Origin of the sequence: Armatimonas rosea, assembly GCF_014202505.1 — a bacterium.
Classification (GTDB): Bacteria; Armatimonadota; Armatimonadia; order Armatimonadales; family Armatimonadaceae; genus Armatimonas; species Armatimonas rosea.
Genome location: NZ_JACHGW010000003.1, coordinates 152,228 through 167,177, shown reverse-complemented (window position 1 = coordinate 167,177; position 14,950 = coordinate 152,228). Strand labels below are relative to the sequence as shown.

Genomic DNA, 14,950 nt, shown 5'->3' with positions numbered 1-14,950 from the left:
GGTATACTGACTGCTGTATGCCTGCCTCGCTTCGCCGCTACCTGCCCCTGCTGGTTCTCTTGCTGGCGCTGGTGCTGCGGCTCTGGGGGATCACCTGGGGCCTCCCCGATGCGAGTCATGCCTTCTCCTACCACCCCGACGAGTCCATGGTCGTGGGCTATGGCTCCCTCCAGCCCGGCCAAAATCTCCTCGACACCGGCTTCTACAACTACGGCTCCCTCGCCACCCTCACCGACCGCTTCCTGCTCCTCGCCACCGGCGCGGCGACCGGCTTTCCCACCACAGGCAGCCTGCTCCTCGCCCGCTTGCTGACGGTCGCCTACGGAGTCGGGACGTGCGGCTTGCTGATCGCCCTGGGCAAGCGCCTGGAAAAGCCCGAGGTCGGCCTGAGCGCGGCGACACTCTACGCGGTTGCACCGCTCGCGGTCCAGCACGGGCACTTCGCCACAGTCGATGTCCCCGCCACGTTCTGGGTCACGGCAAGCCTACTCATGGCGCTCACCAACCCCAGGCTCTTCTGGGCCGGCCTCTTCGCGGGACTCGCCGCGGCCACCAAGTACAACGCGGGCCTGGTCCTGCTGACCGGTATTGCCACTACCATCTTCCCCCTTCGCGAAGCCGGAGAGGGTGGCGAGCCTAAGCGAGCCGGGGGAGGCAAAAACATGGTGCTGCTACTGGCTGGTGCCGCACTCGGTTTTCTGCTCGGCTGCCCCGGCGTCGCCATCAACTTCTCCCAGTTCTGGACCGACTTTTCCTTTGAGCTCAAGCACGGGCGCGAGGAGTACTTTATCGGGCAGCTCGCCGCACTCTACTGGCCGACTCTGGGACTGCTCGCGGCGCTGGGAAGCCCGCTCTGGATTCTTGGAGTCGGGAAGGCGCTGGCAAGCCGCACCAAGACCGAGCTTGTCTTGCTGGCGTTTGTGCTGCCCTACTTCCTCCTGCTCGCGGTCTCGGCCAACCAGTATCTCCGCTACTGCCTGCCGCTCCTGCCCGCACTCTGCTGGCTGGTGGCGAGCCTGCCGTGGAGGCCCGTGGTCGCTGTGGGTGGCCTCCTCGCAGCGGCGTTCTCGGTCGCACTCTGCTCCGTGATGGCCGGCCCCGATCCGCGCGACGAAGCCGCGGCGTTCCTCATGAAAAGAGGCGCTACGTCGGTGGGGTTTGCCCGTGGCCCGTGGTTCTGGTCGCCACCGCTCGATCCTGGGCTTGCGCACCCTTCCCCGCTGATGGCAAAGGGCACCGCCAACAAATCGACGAAGCTACGGCTCTTTGCAGTGCCCGACGGCCGGGACTGGGATGCCTCCCTGCTCGACGAGACCCAGCCCGATGCGGTCGTGCTCTCAGAGTTTGAGTACGCGGCGGCGCTTCGCACCCAAAACCCACAGGCGCTGGCCTATCTGGCCGCCCTCACGGCGCGCTACCCCACCAAGACGGCATTCGTGCGCCCCTTGCCCCTGCTGGGAGCACGCGAGAGCAATGGCCTGCCCGTCCAGCCGCTCCCCATCGACATGCTCTATCCCAACCAGAGTGTGGTAGTTTTTACCAAAGAATAAGCTATGATAAACGAACCAAAAGACCGAGTTTTAGTCGCCCTCGACTTCGATACCGCCGACGACGCCCTCGCCCTTGCCCAGCAGCTTGCCGGGAAAGTAGGCGGCGTCAAAGTGGGCCTGGAGCTGGTGAACGCGGCGGGATTTGATATCTTCGCACGCCTCCAGGACGCCGGGATCGACCGCATCTTCTACGATGCCAAGTTCCATGACATTCCCAACACAGTCGCCGGGGCGATTCGCGCCGCCACCAAGCGTGGGGTGTGGATGGTCAATGTGCACACGTCGGGGGGGAAGGCGATGATGGAGGCCGCCCGCGATGCCGCCCACGCCACGAGCGAGACACCGCCCCTGCTGATCGGGGTGACCGTCCTGACCAGTATCGACCAGCTCACGCTCGCCTCGGACCTGCGGGTGACCGGCCCCGTGAGCAAGCACGTCAGCCACCTCGCCGCTCTCGCGCAGGAGGCGGGCCTGGATGGGGTGGTCTCTAGCCCGCTAGAGCTCGATGCCATCCGCGCGACCTGTGGCCCAGACTTTGTGACCGTGATCCCCGGCATCCGGCCGGCGGGCGTGGGCGCACAGGACCAAAAGCGCATCGCCACCCCAGCCACCGCCGTTGCCGCGGGCGCACACTACCTGGTTGTCGGTCGGGCCATCACCGCCGCCGCAGACCCAGTCGCTGCCACGGATGCCATTGTCGCCGAGATCGCCGCGATATAGTCCGAGGCAAGCTGGGTGGGGTGCGGCGTGACCGCTCGGGTCGGGAGGGTGGTGAGCACCACGCAGGTCAAGTCGCGCTCGGGGTCGGCCCAGGCATGGGTCCCCGTGGAGCCGGTGTGGCCAAAGCTCCGCTCCGTGCCCGCAAGGCCCAAATCAAAGCCAAGGCCGCGCGGCTTGAGCCCTTCGGGGTTGTGGTTCTGGACCATCAGCTGCGCGACCTCCGGCCGAAAGAGCTCCCCGTGCGGGTGGAGAAACGCGTCTAGGAAGCGCAGCACATCGCCCGCCGATGCGTGGACACCGCCCCAGGGAGAGCCTAGCGCACGCCAGTACGGGCTGTTCCAGTCCCACCCCTCCGAGCCCGGCGCACCGCCGCCCGCCTCGATTGCCGCATGCTCCACCTGGCAGGGCATGAGCAAGGCCGGGTCGAGTTCTCCCAATCCCAGCGCGGAGTGGTACATCCCCAGCGGCAGCAAGACCGCCTCCGCCACCAGCTGCCGAATCTCAACTCCTGTGAGCCGCTGTGCCAGCTCCGCCGCCAGCAAGATCGCCATGCTGGAGTACTCGTAGCGTGTCCCCGGCGCAAACCCCAGCGGCACCCGGCACGCCCCCTCCACAAACGCCGAGAGCGGCGCATGGCCCTGGCGCAGGGCCGCGTTCTCCGGGAGCTGGTCGGGGAGGCCGGAGACATGGGTGAGCACGTGCCGCACTGTCACCTGGTCGCGCCCCTCCCCCGTGAACTCCGGCAAGTAGTCGCGCACTAGGTCGTCGAGCCCAAAGCGCCCCTGGTCGAAGAGGATCATCACCGCCGCCACGACGATGGGCTTTGAGATCGAGCCCAGGAGAAACGCCACGTCCACAGAGGGTGTCTCCCCAAACACCTGGGTCACCCGCTCCGCCCCCCACCGAACCGCCAGCACCGCCCCCCGCACCTGCCCCTGCGCACAGGCATCGGTCAGGATCGCAGCCGCACGCTCCACTTGGTCTTGCATAGGGGTATCTTACCGTTTATACACCACAGCCCCAAAACCATGATGGAGTTAAACGGGGAGAGTAAGCTTATCGGGATTGCGAACTTCGAAGGTAGAGGTGGGTAAGAGGTTTTCCACAAAGATATTTAGATTCACCCCACCATGGGTAGAAGGAGCGAGGATAGCTTCGTAGCCCGCATCTTTGGCGGCTTGTCCGAGTGCCTGAGGAAGTACCCAATCCCCGAGGAGAAGATCAGATGTGAGCCCTAGTTCGGTGAGTACAGTATCCTCCGTGAGGTCAAGCACTTTGGAGAGCTGCGCCGTTATCGCGAAGATCGTCACGGGGAGCAAATCCGCAATAACGAAACCAGCACGGCTTACTGTATGAAAATACTCGGCTTGCGCGACTTCAAATGTCGTTGCCGTGTAGACCAATCGGAAAGCCCCTCTTTCGTGGTAGCGTCCAGCCACACGAAGAGCCCCAGCACCAGAGAGAGCATCACGGACATTTGCGTAGCGCGGGGCCGAGATTCGGTAGCAGAGCCCATTGTACTGCGCGGGGTTGGCAAGAACGGAGTCAGGAATAGATACCATGCTCGACCATCGCAACCAGCTCTAGTACTCGCTCTGTCTCCCCTTGTTCGATCAGATCGCGCGGCGATGCGCCCTCTAAGGTGGGATTCGGTGCATAAAGCCAGCGCTCTGCCTCCGCCTCTAAAACCAGTCCTCGTAGATGATCCCAGACCTGTTCGAGGTCACGATAGACGCGCTCTTGCGACAAAGGAACCAGCCGCTTACCATGCACAACAAAGGTTCCCTCTGCCTCGCCCACGCGGACACGCACCTGACCATTTTCAAGTAGTGTGGTTGTCGCCTGTTCCATAGCGCTATGCTACCATGCTCCCCAAAAAGAGAAAACCCATCCTCCCATTAAAACGAGAGCGTCCCGAGGACGCACCAAACGCACTGCGCTCGGCGCGTCCCCGGGACGCTCTGGACAACCAGCCGGGGATTTGAATCCCCGGTGATTTAGAACCCGCCCATGCCGCCCATTCCGGGCATGCCACCACCACCGCCACCGGCGGGAGCGGGAGCTGCCTTCTCGGGGCGCTCGGCGATAAGGCACTCGGTGGTAAGGACGAGGCCAGCGATCGAGGCGGCGTTCTGCAGGGCAGAGCGGGTCACCTTGGTCGGGTCCACGACACCCACGGCGAGCAGGTCCTCGTAGCTGTCGTTGGCCGCGTTGTAGCCCTTGCCGGACTCGCGGATGTTGTTGACAACGACGGAGCCTTCCTTGCCACCATTCTCGGCGATCTGGCGGGCCGGAGCCTCCAGTGCCTTCTTGATGATCAGGGCACCGATCTTCTCGTCACCGGTGTAGTCGTCCAGGTTGATCGCGTCGGCGGCCTGCAGGAGCGCATGGCCACCACCGGGAACAATCCCCTCCTCGACCGCGGCGCGGGTTGCAGAGAGCGCGTCCTCGATGCGGAGCTTCTTCTCTTTCAGCTCGACCTCGGTAGCAGCGCCGACCTTGATCACCGCGACGCCGCCGGCTAGCTTGGCGAGACGCTCTTGGAGCTTCTCACGGTCGTAGTCGGAGTCGGACTTGTCGATCTGTGCCTTGATCTGGGCGATGCGGCCCTGGATATCGCCGGGAGAGCCTGCGCCCTCGACAATCGTGGTGTCTTCCTTGGTGATGACCACACGCTTGGCGCGGCCAAAGTAGGTCAGGTCGACGTTCTCCAGCTTCAGGCCTAGGTCCTCGGTGATGAACTTACCGGCGGTCAGGATGGCGATATCCTCCATCATGGCCTTGCGGCGGTCGCCAAAGCCAGGGGCCTTGACCGCGACCACGTTCAGGATACCGCGCAGCTTGTTGACCACCAGGGTCGCCAGTGCTTCGCCATCGACATCTTCCGCGATAATAACCAACGGCTTGCCGGAGCGTGCGACCGACTCCAGGGGCTTGATCAGGTCCTGCACGGAGCTGATCTTCTTCTCAAAGAGCAGGATGTAGGGCTCGTCGAGCTCCGCTTCCATGCGCTCGGCGTCGGTGACCATGTAGGGGGAGATGTAGCCCTTGTCGAACTGCATTCCCTCGACCAGGTCCAGCTCGGTCTGGGTGCCCTTGGACTCCTCGACCGTGATGACCCCGTCCTTGCCGACCGCGTCCATGGCCTTAGCGACCAGGGTACCGATCGTCTTGTCGTTGGCGGAGATGGTCGCGACATTCGCGATTGCATCGTTGCCCTCGACCGGGACGGCCAGGCCGAGCAGGCTTGCGACCACGGCATCGACCGCCTTGTCCATCCCACGCTTGATGAGCATCGGGTTGGAACCCGCGGCGACATTGCGGAGACCCTCTTTGACGATCGACTGCGCCAGAACGGTCGCGGTCGTGGTACCGTCACCGGCCACATCGTTGGTCTTGGAGGCCACCTCGCGAACGAGCTGTGCGCCCATGTTCTCGAACTTGTCCTCGACCTCGATCTCCTTGGCGATCGTCACACCGTCGTTGACGATGCTCGGGGCACCGTACTTTTTCTCCAGCACGACATTGCGGCCCTTGGGGCCCATGGTCACGCGGACTGCATCGGCCAGCACGTTGATCCCACGCTCTAGAGCGCGGCGGGCGGCCTCATCGTAGATAATTTCCTTGGATGCCATGGTGTTAGATTAACCCTCCACAATCCCAAGGACATCGTCCTGGCGCAGGATAATCAGCTCCTGGCCATCGACCTTGATCTCGGTGCCGCTGTACTTGCCGTAGACAACCTTGTCGCCCACCGCGATCTCTAGCGCGACAACGGTGCCATTGTCCAGGGTCTTGCCTGGTCCCACGGCCAGCACTTCAGCGGTCTGCGGCTTCTCTTTTGCCGTATCGGGCAGGAGGATTCCCCCCGCGGTGGTCGTCTCGGCCTCGACAGCCTTAACAACGATTCGGTCTCCCAGTGGTTTAAGCATCTTTCTTGAACCTCAAAATCTCGAAATTTTCTGACAGTTTTAGCACTCTCGTACTGAGTCTGCCAACGGGTATGAGGATACCGCAGTGCGCTTTGAATTTCAAGATAGGACGCGGAAAACTTACGAATTTTTCGTAGGATTGTGCTAGGCAGCCCTTGCCCAGCGGTCGCGGCCCGCGTTCTTGGCCTGGTAGAGCGCCGTGTCGGCGGCGGCGATCAGGCGGTCCGGGGTGATTCCCTTGGTCGCCAAGGCCACCCCGACACTGAGAGTCACGCGACGGTGCGGAAAAGGGGTCTCCCGGATGCGCTGTCCCAGCTGTGCCGCACACGCGTGGGCACGCTTGGCCGAGGCCCCGGTGAGGATCACGGCAAACTCCTCGCCCCCGTAGCGTGCGGCGATATCCCCCTCGTGGAGGCTCTCGCACAGAACACGTGCAAGCCGCTGGAGAACCTCATCGCCGGCGGGGTGACCAAAGGTATCGTTGTAGTCCTTGAAGTGATCCACATCCAGAAAGAGCAGAGCAAGCGGCTTCTCACGCGCCAGAGACTCGCGCAAAAACTCCTGAAAGGCACGGTGGTTGTAGAGCCCAGTCATGCTATCGCGGCGTGTCAGCTCCTCCAGCTCTCGATTGCGCTCCCGCTGGCGGGCCGCCTCCCGCTCGCGGCGCTCGATATCCAGGCTCATGCGGAGCATGAGGCGCTGCTTCTCGGTGACACTATCGAAGCGCTGGCGCTCCATGCGGTGGAACTCCTTGTGATGGTAGAGGGCGCGCTCGAAGTCTTGCAGCAGCTCCATCGTCTCAACCAGGTACTCATGGCAAGTTACCAGCTGCAGGTTGGCCTGCATCGCCCCAGCGAGCTCCAGGCAGCGCTCCAGGTGCCCCCGTGCCTCGTGGGGTCGCTGCCAGCGCAGGTAGAGGTTTCCCAGCTCATTGAGAACCCGTAGCTCCAGCTGGTTGTCGGGAAGTGTGCGGGTCTCCTGAAGTGCCCAGAGCAGGGAGCGCTCCGCACGCGGGAAGCGTCGTAGGGCACAGTAGACCATACCATCCAGCAAGCGCGCATTGATCCGCCAGCTCGGGTTGCCGAGCACACGGGCCGTGCGCCGGGCGTGGCGGGCAAAGGGAACCGAGTGCCAGGGCTCGTCTAGGAGGATATGGGCAAGAGCGATATTGTAGTAGGCCGATGTCTGGAGCATGAGGTCCCCACACGCCAGAGCACACTCTAGTGTCTCATGGTAGTACCGAAGCGCATTTGTGTAGCTCTTCCAGTCCGCCTCCAGGAGCCCGAGGTTATTGAGAGTGGTTCCCTCGCCAAAGACATCCTTGACTTGGCGAAAGAGCGCCCGGGCTTGACTGTAGCAGGCAAGCGACTGATCGTAGTCCCCGAGCTCACGGTAGACAATCCCCATCGCGTTAAATGTATTGGCGCGCGGTGTCTCCAGCCCCGGCCCCGCACGCAGGGTCGCCGCCTCGGAGTAGCTGGCAATCGCCTCCCAGAGCGCCCCCTGGGAGTAGAGAAGCCAGCCGCGGGTGTAGAGACAAGCGCTGATCGGTGCGGGGTCTCCCAGGGGCCGCGCGAGGGCAAGCCCCTCCTCAAGACGCTGTGCAGCTTCGTCCATCCGCCCCTCTTGCAGGGCGATACCTGCCAGCAGGCGCTGGGCATAGACACACCCCGAGGCATAGTCTTCTTCCTGACAGCGTCGAAGCGCTTCCTGAGCCAGCACCTGTGCTTGCGTGAGGCTACGCCGCTCCCACTGTGTGGCTTCGGCAAGTAGCTGGTCGAGGGCCTCGTTCGTTTGTGACATTCTAAGTAAGGATTATTGGCAAACTGCCCTTAGATTCTCATGTGCCGTACAATACGCCATGCGGGTGCTCTTGATTGAGGATGAGCTGGCTCTGGGGCGACTGATCTCCCAGGGACTAGAGCTAGCGGGCTACCAGGTCACGGTCTGCCGCGACGGCATCGAGGGCTTTGAGCGTGCCTGCGAGGGGGGCTGGGCGGTGATCTTAATGGACGTCATGCTCCCGGGCATGGACGGCTGGGGGATCTGCCGCCGGCTCCGCGATAGGCGCAACACCACCCCGATCTTGATGCTCACGGCCCTCGATGAAGTCGAGGAGCGAGTGAAGGGGCTGAATCTGGGGGCCGATGACTACCTGGTCAAGCCCTTTGCCTTTGAGGAGCTCCAAGCGCGGGTAGCAGCGCTGATCCGACGGGAGCGCCAGCAGCGGCGGCGGCATATTAAAGTCGCGGATATCGAGATCGACACCGAGGCGCAGGAGGCAACACGCGCCGGGCAGGCCCTTAGCCTCACCCCCCGAGAGTACGAATTGCTCGCCACACTCGCCAGCCGGGAGGGGCATGTCGTGAGCCGGGAGGCGATCCTGGCGGCCTGGGGCGACCCGGACTCGGCATCGAACACGGTCGATGTGCATGTCGCCGCGCTTCGTCGGAAGATCGACGGGGGCCGCGCGGAGGAGGAGAAGCTCATCCACACGGTCCACCGCCGCGGCTATATCCTGCGGGAGACTTCGTCGTGAGGCTCTCGGTGCGCACGCGCCTGACGATGGGCAATGTCGGGCTCCTGGCGCTGGCGCTCCTGGGCTTTGCCACCGCGACACGCCTGGTGATCGGCAAGGTGCTCCACGAGCGCCAGGAGCAGCTCCTGATCGCGCAGGCCGAGCCACTCGCCAATGCCATGGCCCGCGGGCTTCCCGGCGGTGAGGGCGGTCCTGAGGGTCCGCGTCCCGAGCGCGAGGGTCCCCCCGGCGAGCGAGAGCGCGGCGGTCCACCAGGCCTAGGACGGCCCCGTCCCGCCGACTTTGGGCTCCCTCTGCGCCCCCGACGCTGGAACTTTGACCAGAACGAGGGGCAGGCCCCCTGGTCCGAGGTCGGTCTGGAGGCGGCACGCCAGGGCAAGGCAACCTGGAACCTTGGGGACTCGGAGGGAGTGGAGGTCCTGACCTACACCCGGCCCGTCTACGCCCCCGACGGCCACCTTCTCGGGGCGGTTCAGACAGGTGCCCCCACCGGCCCCGTCGAGGCCGCGCTCTCGTCGGTGACCTACTCGCTGGTGCTCTTGCTGCCGATCCTCTGCCTCTTTGCGGGTCTGGGTGGCCTCTGGCTGACCAGCCGCGCCCTCGCCCCGGTCCGCCAGCTCACCGAGGCGGCGAGCCATATCGAGGCGGAGAAGCTTGGGGAGCGCCTGCCCGAGCCGGGAGGCGGCGATGAGCTCGACCAGCTGACCCAGATGCTCAACCGCTCGCTCGCGCGCCTCGACGATGCCTTTACGCGCCAGAAGCAGTTCACGTCGCACGCCAGCCACGAGCTCCGCACGCCCCTTGCCACCATCAAGACCGCGCTGGGCCTGCTCCGCCGCTCCGACCTTCCCCCGGCCCTCCATGCAGAGGCGGTGGCCAGCGCCGACGATGCCACGGACCGGGCAAATCGTCTGGTGGGCGACCTGCTCTTTCTGGCACGCTCGCAGAACGGCGCGCTCCCGGTGCGACGCACGCCCCTCCAGCTCGCCGAGGTGCTCCGTGCCGCGGTTCCGCCCCCCGCCCTCCTGGAGATCGCCCCGACACTGGAGTTTTCGTCGGACCGCGATCTGCTCCTGCGGCTGGTGGGTAACCTTGTCAGCAACGCCCTGCGCCACACCCCGCCCGATGGCCTCGTGACGGTTCAGGCGCAGCGTGTGGGCGACTCCCTTGTGCTCACGATTCGCGACACCGGCTCCGGGATCGCGCCGGAGCACCTAGCACAGCTGGGACAGCCCTTCTACCGCCCCGACACAGCCCGAGCCCGCGACGATGGCGGGACGGGGCTGGGGCTCTCGATCTGCCATGCTATCGCCGCAACCCTGGGAGGGACACTCACCCTGGAGAGCGAGCCGGGCAAGGGCACGGTCGCCACGGTCACCCTTTCTTAAAGGCGTGCTGGTACCCCACCGCCGCATGCGTCAGGATATCGTTGAAGTGGATCGCCTCCGCACGGACCAGCTTTTCGTACTCATTGACCAGCTTTCCCGCCTCGCCGTGGAGGGCGGGGTTGTCGGTGGCGATCGAGATGGGGACGCCCGCAATCGTGCAGCGCTCAAAGACCGGGCGTAGCTCGGCGAGGTCGGGGAGGGTGTTGGTGCGTAGGTAGGTTGTCGGGCAGACCTCCAGGCAGATCCCCCGCTCCGCCAGCTCGGGGAGCAGCTCGGGGCGGTGTAGCGCGATCTGAATCCCATGCCCGATACGCTCTAGATAGGGAAAGAGAGTGGGGTGGATATCGGTGGGGTCGGACTCCGCCATGTGCGCGGTGGTGTGGAGCCCCCGCGCCTGTGCCTCCGCGTAGAGCTCGACCCACTGGTCCAGGGTCGGGCCACCGGGCTGGTAGGGCCCTGCCAGATCGACCGCGACCACGTCGGGGAGCTGTTCGGCCAGCGCGATAATCTGCCGGTTGAGGGTGGGTGAGAAGCCGCGGTCCATGCAGAGAATAAAGGCGGTCTGAATGGGAAACTCGGTCTGGGCGGCGCGGATCACCTGCTGCGCGGCCTCGGGCATGAGGGCAAGGCGCTCGGCCTCGGGGAGGCCAGCGGGGGTGCGCTTGTAGGGGTTGAAGCGCAGCTCTAAATAGTCCAGCGCCTCGAAGACCGCCGCGCCCCGAACCGCGCGGTGGGTGAAGTAGGTCAGCTCCTCGGCTTGGAGCTCCTCGACCAAATGATGGACCGTGAGGTAGTCGGCGAGATCGTGGAAGGGACGGTTGAAAAAAAAGGAAAAGGCGGCGTAGTCCGGGAATCGCTCCCGAAGCCTCGCCGCCGTCTTCGTCTCTCGACCGTGCTTCTCGATCCAGCCCCAGAGAATCCGCGGGTGGGTTGCCCCGCCGAGGTGTCGGTGCAGATCAGGAAAGTTCACCCGATCATTGTACTACATCCGCATCAGGGGAATGCCCATCTCGCGCTTGGCTAGGATATCCAGGAGTGCAGCCTGCGCCATGTCTTTATCATCGAAGTAGGCCAGCATCTGCGGTTTCCCCGCGATCTCCGCTTTTAGCGCCGCGCCACTTCCCGTCACTTCAATAAACAAGCGTGCGACATGATTCACATTGTACGCAGCACTTGATTTCTTACTATAGATCCACATAAACGCCTTCCTGGTGAAAGTATCGGCAAGACGGCCTTAGATCTTGAGGATAAACGCTAAAATCCGGTCCCCGATGTGCCTCGGTAGAGGATCACGGGGGGCTCGGGCTTTCCGCTGGCTTTTTTCTTTTCGCGGCGGCGGCGTAGCTCGGGGAGGAGGCCGGGGAGGGTGTGGGGCGCGGGCAGGGGCGTCTTGAAGGCCTCGGTGAAGAGCGGCCAGAGCGGCTCGATATCGTGGGAGAGGTCGAAGCACATGATCCCCTGGGTCGTGGCGCAGGCGGCTTGGAGGGTGCGCTTGAGCTCTTCGGGGCGGCCCTTGTAGTGCTCCAGAGAGATGCCGGCGTAGACAAAAGTGGCGTCCCCCACCGCTCGGTTGGAGAACTGGCCGGCTGCCTCCACCGTATCGCCGATATTTCGCCCGAGGGTGAGCGCATCCCGCAGTGTGGGAATCTTGTAGTAGCAGCCCGTGACCATAAAGTCGGTCAGCCCCGCCCAGCCCGTGGCACGGTAGCTATCGCTGAGGAAGTGCAGGCCGGCCTGGAGATCGTCGGCGGCCCAGTTTGCGCCCAGCTCCGGGTAGTCCGGGTACCAGGAGCCGACATAGGTTGCAAAGCAGAGGCCGGGCTTGACCGCCTTCACGGTCCGGGCCGCATCGCTAACAAAGCGCTTGAGGGTCTGGGCCCGGAAGACCAGCCACTGCTCGTAGAGCGGGCCGGGGACCGCCCAGCGCCGCTCCAGGGTGGGCCAGGCTACCTCCCAGCGGAAGATATCCTGGGGCCAGCTCTCCACCGGCTGGCCGCGCCAGGCCTCAAAGTCCTTGCGCGCCAAGTCGGAGAAGTCCGCGTTGAGGGCGGCGTAGCGCAGGCGGTCATCGAAGATCACGCCGTCGATATCGTAGCCGCTCGCCACCTCGGTGAGGATGTCCAGCAAGCGCTGGCGGACGTCGGGGTGGTGGGGGTTGGTCATCAGCGGAACTTGGCGCTGCGCCATCTCCCCTAGCCTCGCAAAACGCGGCGTCACGGTCGGCTGCAGGCTCTCCCCGAGCTTCTTGCTCCGCAGCCACGCCGCCTCGTCCTTCCCCACGGCCAGCAAGAACGCCCCCCCCTCGCTCGTCTTAGGGGTCAGCGCCGCCAGTGCCGCGCCCTCAAACAGCGCGACCAGCTTACCGTCTTTGTCCAGCGCCACGGCGTAGCTCTCGGGAGTGAGCTTGGGGAGCTTGGCGGTATCGGTGAGTATCTGAAGGTTCTCCCCGAGCGTATTTCCCTCGATCGCCACGGTGTTTTCGTAGAGGACCGTCTGCCACTCGGGCTTTGCCACCGCGAGGCCTTTCTTGGGGAACTCACGGTGCCCCTCGGAGAAGGCATTGAAGGCGACAATCAGGCTTAGCCCTTGCTTGCGGCACTCCGTGCTCATCACCTTCAGCGGATCAAAGTCAGCGGGGAGCTTGTAGGTCGCCCAGGGCCGCACCCACTCCGTGAGCTTGGGTGCCAGCTTGCTCGGGTAGAGTGTCTCCCCCAAGATCGGCTTCACATCAAAGACAATGGTATTGAAGCCCACGCTCTTGATCTTCGCGACCAGCACCTGGATCTTCTCCGCCGTATTGACCCGGTCGATATTGGCGGTTGCGTCCACCCAGAGGAGCCGCCCCTGCGCCTTTCGCTCACGGCAGAGCTGCTGCGCGAGGCCGTAGCCCGTGTTGGGCTCATCAAGGACGACGGAGGGAAGCTGAGGGAAGGGAAGGCTTTGCTGCGTTAGTGTGACAAAAGATATCATTATTTACTATGTTACCCCGTTTATAAACAAGTTATTTTACCGGCTTATCGTCAATTCAGGACAAGCGCATCTTAAGTACCAGCCAGAAATTAAACAATTGGCAGGAAAAACGATGCGCAAACTAAAAATCTATCGAAGCTCGCTACTTACTACTACCCTCCTCTCCCTCATCACTTCCTCCTCGTGGGGTCAGGCTCCAAAGACGGATGCGTTTCTCCAGGCAAGGCGCACGCAGTCGTCGGGGTGGACTTCGGTGATTGTCCGCTCGCCACAGGGAGTCAGTGCTGCCGAAGAGGCGCAGCTCAAGGCCCTGGGAGGAGATATCTACCGCCACCTCCCGCTGGTCCACTCTGTGGCGCTCCGTATCCCCGCGCGCAAACTCACCGCCCTGAGTGCTCTTGCGTTTGTGGAGCGCCTCTCCGCCGATGTCACGGTCAGGAAAACGGATGAGTTCACGGTTGGGCACTCGGGAGCCGATGTGGCGTGGAGCTACGGCTTCAAGGGAACGGGCGTGGGGGTCGCGGTTCTGGATAGCGGAGTCGCTCCCCTCCACCCCGACCTCCTCGATGGCCTAAAGTCGCGCATCGTCTCGTCACCCGACTTTGCCGGTGAGGACAAGGCGGGAGACCCCTGTGGGCATGGGAGCCATGTCGCAGGCATTATCGCCGGCGATGGCTCCGCCTCGTCCGGCACCAAGGCTTTCCGGACGTTCTATGGGATCGCGCCGGAGGCTAAGATCATCAATGTCCGCATCCTCGATCACAATGGCGAGGGGAAGGTCAGCAACGCCATCGCTGCGATCCAGTGGGTGATCACCAACAAAGACCTCAATGGCAACAATATTCGTGTCCTGAACCTCTCCCTCGGCCATGAAGTCGGGGAGAGCTACAAGACCGACCCCCTCTGCCTGGCTGTCGAGGCCGCGTGGAAGGCGGGGATTGTCGTGGTCTGTGCCGCAGGAAACGAGGGCCGCTTGAATGGGGTCGCGAAGCTCGGGCAACCCAACGAGGGCTACGGCAGTAACTACGGCTCGATCACCTCGCCAGGCAACGATCCCTATGTCATCACGGTCGGGGCGGTCAAGAACAACTTCAACAGCCGCCTGCTCGACCAGATCGCCACCTACTCCAGCCGGGGGCCTAGCCGCATCGACAATGTGATGAAGCCCGATCTGGTCGCCCCCGGCAACCGTGTTATCAGCCTCAACTCCGCTCTGGGCTACAACACGCTCAGCCAGGCCTACGCGGCCACCAACGCTCTGCCCTGGAACACCTACCTGAATGTTGGGTCCTCCGACGACTCTCTGCGCTACTTCTACCTCTCGGGGACCTCGATGGCGGCTCCGGTAGTTGCAGGGGCAGCAGCACTTCTGCTCCAGAAAGACTCGACCCTCACCCCCGACACCGTCAAGGCGCGCCTGATGTTCTCCGCCGACAAGCTCTGGAGCGATCCCTGCACCTACGGCGCGGGCCTGCTCAATATTCCCGCGGCACTGGGCCAGAGTGTCAAGACCACGGTGGCGGCTCTGAGCCCTCCTCTCCTGAAGTCCGGCACCACAGGTGTCATGCTGGTCGACCCAAACCGTGCGATCTGGGGCGCGGTGGGAAGCACCCGCGCGATCTGGGGGGTTCAGAGTGTCACCAGCTACCAGGCGATCTGGGGCGTGCAAGCGATCTGGGGGGTCCAGGCAATCTGGGGAAACAAGGCGATCTGGGGCTTTACGGTCAACAGTACCCAGGCGATCTGGGGAAACCAAGCGCTCTGGGGCAATATGGCGATCTGGGGAACCAATAGCACCGCTGCCGACCTGAGTAGTACCGCGATCTTTGGTGAGAGCTAGGAAAGAGACTC

The 14,950-nt window shown here is 63.8% G+C and carries 14 protein-coding genes; 5 read left to right on the top strand and 9 right to left on the bottom strand.

The window, feature by feature from the left end:
• Nucleotides 1–17 precede the first annotated feature (17 nt).
• Both HNQ39_RS15815 and pyrF read left to right on the top strand, forming a co-directional pair.
• Nucleotides 18–1,550 (top strand): ArnT family glycosyltransferase, encoded by a 1,533-nt coding sequence (locus HNQ39_RS15815; protein ID WP_184198254.1) that lies wholly within the window; start codon nucleotides 18–20, stop codon nucleotides 1,548–1,550.
• A 3-nt stretch (nucleotides 1,551–1,553) separates the two neighbouring features.
• Nucleotides 1,554–2,270, top strand: a complete 717-nt coding sequence (gene pyrF / locus HNQ39_RS15810; protein WP_184198251.1) for an orotidine-5'-phosphate decarboxylase — start codon at nucleotides 1,554–1,556, stop codon at nucleotides 2,268–2,270.
• On the opposite strand, the gene HNQ39_RS15805 is transcribed toward pyrF, so the two are convergent.
• From HNQ39_RS15805 to HNQ39_RS15780, 6 genes are all read right to left on the bottom strand, one after another.
• Nucleotides 2,183–3,259: a serine hydrolase domain-containing protein gene (locus HNQ39_RS15805; RefSeq protein ID WP_184198248.1), complete on the bottom strand. Its 1,077-nt coding sequence runs from the start codon at nucleotides 3,257–3,259 to the stop codon at nucleotides 2,183–2,185. The two genes, pyrF and HNQ39_RS15805, sit on opposite strands and share 88 nt — an antisense overlap.
• Nucleotides 3,260–3,307: 48 nt before the next feature.
• Complete coding sequence (locus HNQ39_RS15800; protein WP_184198245.1) at nucleotides 3,308–3,832, bottom strand: RES family NAD+ phosphorylase; 525 nt, start codon at nucleotides 3,830–3,832, stop codon at nucleotides 3,308–3,310.
• On the bottom strand, nucleotides 3,816–4,121 hold the full coding sequence (locus HNQ39_RS15795; RefSeq protein ID WP_184198242.1) for an antitoxin Xre/MbcA/ParS toxin-binding domain-containing protein: 306 nt from the start codon (nucleotides 4,119–4,121) through the stop codon (nucleotides 3,816–3,818). Before HNQ39_RS15795 ends, HNQ39_RS15800 begins: the two co-directional genes overlap by 17 nt.
• Nucleotides 4,122–4,267: 146 nt before the next feature.
• Nucleotides 4,268–5,905 (bottom strand): chaperonin GroEL, encoded by a 1,638-nt coding sequence (gene groL, locus HNQ39_RS15790; protein WP_184198239.1) that lies wholly within the window; start codon nucleotides 5,903–5,905, stop codon nucleotides 4,268–4,270.
• A 9-nt stretch (nucleotides 5,906–5,914) separates the two neighbouring features.
• Complete coding sequence (gene groES, locus HNQ39_RS15785) at nucleotides 5,915–6,202, bottom strand: co-chaperone GroES (RefSeq protein WP_184198236.1); 288 nt, start codon at nucleotides 6,200–6,202, stop codon at nucleotides 5,915–5,917.
• A gap of 144 nt (nucleotides 6,203–6,346) precedes the next feature.
• The gene (locus HNQ39_RS15780) at nucleotides 6,347–8,005 is read right to left on the bottom strand and encodes a tetratricopeptide repeat-containing diguanylate cyclase (RefSeq protein WP_184198233.1); all 1,659 of its coding nucleotides are present in this window, start codon (nucleotides 8,003–8,005) and stop codon (nucleotides 6,347–6,349) included.
• Between the two features lie 58 nt (nucleotides 8,006–8,063).
• Between HNQ39_RS15780 and HNQ39_RS15775 the strand changes: the two genes are divergently transcribed.
• Both HNQ39_RS15775 and HNQ39_RS15770 read left to right on the top strand, forming a co-directional pair.
• Complete coding sequence (locus HNQ39_RS15775) at nucleotides 8,064–8,741, top strand: response regulator transcription factor (RefSeq protein ID WP_184198230.1); 678 nt, start codon at nucleotides 8,064–8,066, stop codon at nucleotides 8,739–8,741.
• Nucleotides 8,738–10,129, top strand: a complete 1,392-nt coding sequence (locus HNQ39_RS15770; protein WP_184198227.1) for an ATP-binding protein — start codon at nucleotides 8,738–8,740, stop codon at nucleotides 10,127–10,129. Before HNQ39_RS15775 ends, HNQ39_RS15770 begins: the two co-directional genes overlap by 4 nt.
• Here the strand turns inward: HNQ39_RS15770 and HNQ39_RS15765 are convergent.
• From HNQ39_RS15765 to HNQ39_RS15755, 3 genes are read right to left on the bottom strand one after another with little or no spacing between them, the layout of a single operon-like run.
• Nucleotides 10,116–11,099, bottom strand: a complete 984-nt coding sequence (locus HNQ39_RS15765; RefSeq protein WP_184198223.1) for an adenosine deaminase — start codon at nucleotides 11,097–11,099, stop codon at nucleotides 10,116–10,118. The genes HNQ39_RS15770 and HNQ39_RS15765 overlap by 14 nt on opposite strands.
• Before the next feature lie 12 nt (nucleotides 11,100–11,111).
• Nucleotides 11,112–11,327 carry a hypothetical protein gene (locus tag HNQ39_RS15760; RefSeq protein ID WP_184198221.1) on the bottom strand — a complete coding sequence of 72 codons (216 nt, stop codon included), beginning with the start codon at nucleotides 11,325–11,327 and terminating at the stop codon, nucleotides 11,112–11,114.
• Nucleotides 11,328–11,383: 56 nt separating this feature from the next.
• The gene (locus HNQ39_RS15755; RefSeq protein ID WP_184198218.1) at nucleotides 11,384–13,099 is read right to left on the bottom strand and encodes a family 10 glycosylhydrolase; all 1,716 of its coding nucleotides are present in this window, start codon (nucleotides 13,097–13,099) and stop codon (nucleotides 11,384–11,386) included.
• Between the two features lie 112 nt (nucleotides 13,100–13,211).
• On the opposite strand from HNQ39_RS15755, the gene HNQ39_RS15750 reads away from it, so the two are divergent.
• Complete coding sequence (locus HNQ39_RS15750; protein ID WP_184198215.1) at nucleotides 13,212–14,939, top strand: S8 family peptidase; 1,728 nt, start codon at nucleotides 13,212–13,214, stop codon at nucleotides 14,937–14,939.
• Nucleotides 14,940–14,950 lie beyond the last annotated feature (11 nt).

Excerpts from the sequence above, each read along its gene's own strand:
- groES (WP_184198236.1), bottom strand. The coding sequence starts at position 6,202 with ATGCTTAAACCACTGGGAGACCGAATCGTTGTTAAGGCTGTCGAGGCC.
- HNQ39_RS15760 (WP_184198221.1), bottom strand. The coding sequence starts at position 11,327 with ATGTGGATCTATAGTAAGAAATCAAGTGCTGCGTACAATGTGAATCAT.
- pyrF (WP_184198251.1), top strand. The coding sequence starts at position 1,554 with ATGATAAACGAACCAAAAGACCGAGTTTTAGTCGCCCTCGACTTCGAT.
- HNQ39_RS15800 (WP_184198245.1), bottom strand. The coding sequence starts at position 3,832 with ATGGTATCTATTCCTGACTCCGTTCTTGCCAACCCCGCGCAGTACAAT.
- groL (WP_184198239.1), bottom strand. The coding sequence starts at position 5,905 with ATGGCATCCAAGGAAATTATCTACGATGAGGCCGCCCGCCGCGCTCTA.
- HNQ39_RS15815 (WP_184198254.1), top strand. The coding sequence starts at position 18 with ATGCCTGCCTCGCTTCGCCGCTACCTGCCCCTGCTGGTTCTCTTGCTG.
- HNQ39_RS15805 (WP_184198248.1), bottom strand. The coding sequence starts at position 3,259 with ATGCAAGACCAAGTGGAGCGTGCGGCTGCGATCCTGACCGATGCCTGT.
- HNQ39_RS15780 (WP_184198233.1), bottom strand. The coding sequence starts at position 8,005 with ATGTCACAAACGAACGAGGCCCTCGACCAGCTACTTGCCGAAGCCACA.
- HNQ39_RS15750 (WP_184198215.1), top strand. The coding sequence starts at position 13,212 with ATGCGCAAACTAAAAATCTATCGAAGCTCGCTACTTACTACTACCCTC.
- HNQ39_RS15755 (WP_184198218.1), bottom strand. The coding sequence starts at position 13,099 with ATGATATCTTTTGTCACACTAACGCAGCAAAGCCTTCCCTTCCCTCAG.
- HNQ39_RS15775 (WP_184198230.1), top strand. The coding sequence starts at position 8,064 with ATGCGGGTGCTCTTGATTGAGGATGAGCTGGCTCTGGGGCGACTGATC.
- HNQ39_RS15795 (WP_184198242.1), bottom strand. The coding sequence starts at position 4,121 with ATGGAACAGGCGACAACCACACTACTTGAAAATGGTCAGGTGCGTGTC.